The sequence below is a fragment of the Acinetobacter sp. GFQ9D191M genome, from assembly GCF_011174875.1.
Lineage (GTDB): Bacteria > Pseudomonadota > Gammaproteobacteria > Pseudomonadales > Moraxellaceae > Acinetobacter.
On the sequence record NZ_JAALGV010000079.1, the window covers coordinates 1 to 6,152 of the forward strand.

Below are 6,152 nucleotides of genomic sequence, written 5' to 3' on the forward strand. Positions count from 1 at the left end.
AAGTGTCAACAGACCCTAGTTTTTATAGATCATTTATTATAGGTTTCATTAAGGTAAATGCATCGTGATGTAGGCCTGTTCCGCTGGTGCACTAATCACATTCTGATATTGAGTAAAAATTTCTGTAGTTTCACTCGATAGCATATATTTCAGACCGACAAAACTCATTAGAGTGAACAAAAGCAAAAATACCAAAATCCATAAAAATGGTAATTCACGATGAATAATATGTTTGATCTTGTCAGGTAGTGCTGCAAAAGGGGAAAACGGCGTTTTTTTACCTTTTAGGTAATCAATCTGTTCACTCACTTGGGTAATCAGCTGATTCAAACTATGCACAGACTCAAGCCGATATTTTCCATGAAAACCTAATAACAGGCAGTAGTGATAGACTTCCAGTACCGCTAAACGTTCATTATCTTTATAACGAATTTCCTCTAGATGCTCAAAGAAACGATAACCTGCAAGTTGAGAACCAAATAAATTTAATTGTAATGGATCTATCATCCAGTAATTTTGCAGATCAAAGAAACGGGCATCCTGCTGCGTGACAATAGTTTCATCTAATAAGGCACAATAAGCATATTTAGCATCCTGAATGTCTTCAAAAGAAAATTGCTGTTTACGTGCTTGATGCTCAAAATAGTTTAGCATTTCCAGAATCTTTTCACGAAACGATGCTGGATGCGAAGGGATATAATGATTTTTTAGCAAAAAGACAATATAAAATCCGTCATAGAGAAGATCAATCAGATTGGTCGTCATATGAGATTTCTGATCAGTTGTTTGCGTAACAATCTTTCCAGATCCGATCTGGCCATCATCAAATAGTGATGGTGCAGAATTTGTAATTGTATTCATACTGATACTTATCCTTTCATGACTGCAATAAGTTCAATCCTGATATCCTGAAATCCATTCGGTATATAAATACAAATCGATTCTGAATCGAACATGCGTTGATACAAATCGTTATTCGGTTCAATTTCGAAATAGCTGACTCCAGAACGAACCGGGATCGCTGTTGGTACTTGAATCAAATGTTGAATTGGAATGGCAGGGAGGGCTGCAATGACTCGCTGTTCAACATCAACTGTACTACCAACTTTAAAACGGATCGGTACATAAGCAATTAAATCTTGGACAGGCATCACACTGCTTGAAACAGCCAGATATAGACGCGTATCTCGGGTAATCTTGTCGGTTTCCAGACTGCCAAGCCAATAGGATGGTCGGGTTTCTTTTAAGGAGATGCTGATATAACGATTCGAGATAATGGTATCTAGTAGATTTCTTAAAATGATGTCTAACTGATTGAAGCTTTCGTATAGATGATAGTGCTGATATTTAGGCAGTTGATCGACATTATAAGCAGTCGAAAAAGTTAGCAATGAGCCAGTTAGGCGTAATAGTTCACTATAGAGACGTTCAGGATGAATAATCGGATACTGCAAAATATGGTTTAGGCTCGCATATGCAGTATTTAAGGCATTGACCAGCCAGAAAGACACAATATCCCCAGAACGGAATTCAATCAGTTTCTGTTCATTTTCCCGATTATTACTCTGAATGGTCTTGATCTTTGCTTGGATAATATTCAAGGTGCGTTGTAAATTAACCAAAAGATTTTCATTGGCCTGTATATGTAAAATTGGTGGGATAAATTTATGATCAAAAATAAAATTCCCTGAACTTTGTCGTTTAATTCGACCTACTGGAAGATACAGGTAGCCATCCATGTGATGCTGAGGTTCTTGGCTACCTTCAAATATTTTTAATTCAGCACGACGGCGCAATAATGTAATCTCAGCAGTACTTGCATCGGTAAACAAGTCATGAGTTGAACTTAAATGGGAATGATAACGGCTAGGTCGGGCTTGATCAGCATGACTGACATTCTGTTTATTTGGCTGCACCATCGGTAAGGCCAAATAAATTTGCATTTCACCTTGTAAATTCAGTGTATCTAGCTGAACCGGTTCAGGTAATAAATCCTTTGCAGGTGCCTGATAAATTTCCCCATCTTGCCAGATCATTTCAACTTTATTTAATGCCAGAAGATGATGAACTATGTCGCGTTTTTCCTGCTCATGTATCTGGTTAATGGCCCATGGCGTGATCCGGATGGTATGAATTTTCCACAATCCGTAATGTTCTCGGAAAGCGCGACCTTGCCGCTGATTATGGAAGGCACACGGATTAACGCCTCAATTTTTATCACAATCATCGCAGTGGTGCTGTTCTGGATTTTTATCCGTAAGAGCTTGATGGCCTATAAACTGGAAGTCAGTGGTCAGGCGCCTTTAGCAGCTCAATATGCAGGATTTTCAGCAAAAAAAGCCATCTGGTTAAGTTTGGGAATTTCAGGTCTGATGGCGGGGATTGCCGGAATCTGTGAAGTTGCAGGTCCAATCGGCCAGCTCAATCCGAATATTTCACCAGGTTATGGTTATGCAGCCATTATTGTGGCTTATCTGGGCCGACTAAATCCCATTGGAATCGTACTTTCAGGTTTCCTGATGGCGCTGATCTATTTAGGTGGCGAACTGGCACAAATGCAGTTGCAACTCCCAGTCGCGATTACCGGAATTTTCCAGGGCCTGCTTTTATTTTTCCTGTTGGCTTCAGATGCCCTGATTGAAAACCGCTACCGTTTTACCAAAAAGAAAATCAAAAAAACCATGACCACTGCGCAAGCAGCCTGATCCAGACAGAAGAAGGATAACAACATGAGTATTGAATTAACCGCAATTGTTGCCGGAACTGTCGCTGCGGCAACGCCATTGATCTTTGCCGGGCTGGGTGAGCTGGTAGCAGAGCGTACCGGTGTCATCAATCTTGGGGTAGAAGGCATGATGCTGGTCGGTGCCATTGCTGGATTTGCTTTCGCTAGCCAGTATGAAGCCAGTGTCGCCAGCGCCTTATTTATGGGCGGATTGGCAGGCACATTGATGGCACTGATTTTTGCATTTTTTACCTTATCTTTAAGCACCAACCAATCCGCCTGTGGTCTGGCACTCACTATTTTTGGGATTGGGATTTCAGCCTTTCTGGGACAGAATTATGTCAGTACTGCCTTACCGGGTCTGGAAAACTTAAAAATTCCGGGACTCGCAGATATTCCATTCATAGGACCAGTCCTGTTCCAGCAAAACTATGTAGTGTATCTGTCCATTCTTGCTTTTGTGTTGGTGTGGTGGGTACTGGGTAAAACCCGTTTAGGCCTGTTACTGAAAGCAGTAGGGGAATCTCCAGAAAGTGCACATGCCATGGGCTATAACGTGCTGGCGATTCGCTATGGTGCAGTGATGTTTGGCGGTGCAATGGCAGGTATTGGCGGTGCATTTTTATCTACGGTTTATACGCCGATGTGGATTGAAAATATGGTTGCAGGGCGCGGCTGGATTGCAATTGCATTAGTGGTTTTTGCTGCATGGAAACCAACGCGCTTGATGTTGGGTGCATATCTATTTGGTGGTGTAACGATTTTGCAGTTTCATGCCCAAGCGCTGGGTCTAGAAGTACCGAATGAACTGTTATCGGCATTGCCATACATCGCAACCATTGTCGTCTTAGTCCTCATTTCACGTGACAAGAAGTTATTGAAACTCAATTTACCAGCGTCACTCGGCAAAACCTTTAGCCCTTAATCGGACAAATCTCAGGAATTACTTTATGAAAATTATAAGCGCAGATTATGTCCTGACCATGAACTCCAACCTGGACTGTATTAAAGATGGTGCCATCCTGATTGATGGTGCTCTTATTAAGCAGGTAGGAACATTACAGGAATTAACTCAGCAATATCCTGAAGCTGCAGTTACCCAGTATCCTAAAAGTTTATTGATGCCGGGCTTGATTAATACCCACTGCCACTCAGGCCTGCTACGCGGTACAGCTGAGGGTTTGCCAGTCTGGGACTGGTTGCAACAGTTTATTGACCCGATGCATCGGGTAGTGACTCCCGAAGATTCCAAAATTGCCTCTTATCTCTGCTATGCCGAAGCGCTGCTATCCGGCACGACTACCATTGTGGATATGTGGCGTTATATGGAAGGTAGTGCTGAGGCCGCACAGCAACTCGGTATACGTGCAGTGCTGGTGCCATATGTGGCTGAACATACAGATCACAACTATTTTGAAACCCTCAATAGTAATGAAGCTTTAATTCAAAAATGGCATCAAGCCGCAAATGGGCGAATTCAGGTTTGGGTTGGCTTGGAACATCTGTTTTATGCTGAAGAAAAAGCCTTGGCACGTATCCAGAAAATGTGTCATGAATATCAGACGGGTTTTCACACGCATAGCAACGAAAGCAAGTTTGATGTTGAAGAAAACCTTCGACGTTATGGCGTGCGCCCGATCCAGACGCTGGAACAATTGGGCATGCTGGATGTACCTCAATGCCTGTTAGCGCATTGTGTCTGGGCCAATTCAGCAGAGATCGAAATTTTAAAACACTATAATGTTGGTGTCGCACATAACCCGATATCGAATATGAAACTGGCATCTGGCGCCGCCCCCATTACGGAAATGCTTAAACATGGCATTGCTGTAGGATTAGGTACTGATGGCGAGAAAGAAAATAATAATTTAGACATGTTTGAAGAAATGAAAACTGCTTCATTATTGGCGAAGTTTTCCGGTTTGGATGCTGCAGCACTGGATTCATGGTCTGTCTGTCAGATGGCAACTCGGACAGGTGCCAAAGCTTTAGGTATGCAGGATCAGATTGGTTTGCTAGAAGCTGGAAAACTTGCCGATATGATTGCAGTAGATATTGCAACCCCAAGAATGACACCCTTGATTGATCAAGGTCCGTTATTTAATTTACATACCAATCTGGTGCATGCAGTACAGGGACAGGATGTGCACATGACCATGGTGAACGGTCAGATAGTAGTAGAAAACCGAAAACTGGTACGTGCTGATCTGCAAATCTTAATTGCAGGTCAATCAGGCTGCTCCAGCCTTGTTCCAGCGACGCGCAAAATGGCTCGCAGAACAGGGAAGTGCGGTCAATGAATTACAGCGCCTGTAAATAAAGTTTAAAAACTAACCCTAACTTTAAACAGGCTTATCTATGCTCCAGAATGGATAAAAAGGCTTCGATAAAGTTAGGCAGTCTTTTATGATGGATCTGACCAACCTTAATCACTTCATAGGTCAGACCATCAGCTTGAAGGTTGTGACTTTCAGCTTTTAATTTTTGCAATGTCAACTGTAAGCCTTTTAACCATTCTTCAAGTGCCTTGATCGGAATATCATTTTTAAGATCTCCACCTTGCATGGCAGTTTTAAAATGACTCAAGGTCGTACTATCCTTAAAGCAGGCTTCCACCTGATGTTCAGTACTTTCGAATAGGTCATGCTTGATCACAAATAAAAATTTTCCAATCGTTGGCTTAAGTGCGCTGAGATAAATATTTTTTTCATTCAGGGTATATCTTTTATTTCTGGTATTAATAAATTCTGAATTCCAGCCTTGAGATTCTAGAAAATGATCCATTTCAGCGAAGATGAGATCAGTGACTTGTTCCTCAATGCGTTCTGCGAGTTCCTTCAGTTCATGACTGAGCACGATCAGATTATTTTCCAGCTTTGAGCGCTGGGATTTTTCTTCATCATGCTGCTTGGATTGGGCCAAAATGGCTTGGAAGCGTTGTTCAGGCGTCATGATTTTACTCACTTGATATGCAGCCTTGATCACTTAATCATGTGACTGAAAAGCTTTAATTGCAAGCAGGTAAAAAGGGGGATATTTGGGAAGACTTTAAAATAAAATATATACTTTTACTGACATAAATTATTGTTTTTAAATTTAATAATTATTATTAAAATATTTTTTATTTGGTTTTAAACTAGAATCATTACATATTTTGTAGCGATTCAATTCAGTTAATGATCATTACTCGTTTTACTCAATATCACCCATTAAAAGATAAAACTTATATAAGGTGGTTAATAAGAATATTGATAGAAAGAATTAAACAAGATATACATCTATAATCTAGGGTCTGTTGACACTTACTGTTCATAATTAACCCTATAACGGTAGCCATAAAAATATACAGGCTAAGGCAACAGAACTTTGATAATTTCTTTTGAGCTTGTCATATCGAGTAGCTATTCCTCTAAATTGCTTTAATCTA

The 6,152-nt window shown here is 40.9% G+C and carries 3 protein-coding genes and 4 pseudogenes; 3 read left to right on the top strand and 4 right to left on the bottom strand.

Annotated elements, in window-relative coordinates; all coding sequences use genetic code 11:
- Positions 1-48: 48 nt before the first annotated feature.
- Positions 49-861 (bottom strand): type IVB secretion system protein IcmH/DotU, encoded by an 813-nt coding sequence (gene icmH / locus G5T77_RS12315; protein ID WP_166139548.1) that lies wholly within the window; start codon positions 859-861, stop codon positions 49-51.
- An 8-nt stretch (positions 862-869) separates the two neighbouring features.
- Positions 870-2,063 (bottom strand): annotated as a pseudogene (gene tssK / locus G5T77_RS12320) (type VI secretion system baseplate subunit TssK); the annotation flags it as partial.
- Between tssK and G5T77_RS12325 the strand changes: the two are divergent.
- The 3 genes and pseudogenes from G5T77_RS12325 to G5T77_RS12335 all read left to right on the top strand — a co-directional run.
- Positions 2,061-2,705 (top strand): annotated as a pseudogene (locus G5T77_RS12325) (ABC transporter permease); the annotation flags it as partial. The pseudogenes tssK and G5T77_RS12325 sit on opposite strands and share 3 nt — an antisense overlap.
- Before the next feature lie 24 nt (positions 2,706-2,729).
- The gene (locus G5T77_RS12330) at positions 2,730-3,650 is read left to right on the top strand and encodes an ABC transporter permease (RefSeq protein ID WP_166139543.1); all 921 of its coding nucleotides are present in this window, start codon (positions 2,730-2,732) and stop codon (positions 3,648-3,650) included.
- Between the two features lie 25 nt (positions 3,651-3,675).
- Positions 3,676-5,041 (top strand): annotated as a pseudogene (locus G5T77_RS12335) (amidohydrolase).
- 36 nt (positions 5,042-5,077) lie between these two features.
- Here the strand turns inward: G5T77_RS12335 and G5T77_RS12340 are convergent.
- Together G5T77_RS12340 and G5T77_RS12345 are read right to left on the bottom strand one after the other, a co-directional pair.
- Positions 5,078-5,677, bottom strand: coding sequence for a hypothetical protein (locus G5T77_RS12340; protein WP_166139541.1), 600 nt, complete (start codon positions 5,675-5,677; stop codon positions 5,078-5,080).
- Between the two features lie 350 nt (positions 5,678-6,027).
- Positions 6,028-6,152, bottom strand: a pseudogene (locus tag G5T77_RS12345) (IS5/IS1182 family transposase); the annotation flags it as partial.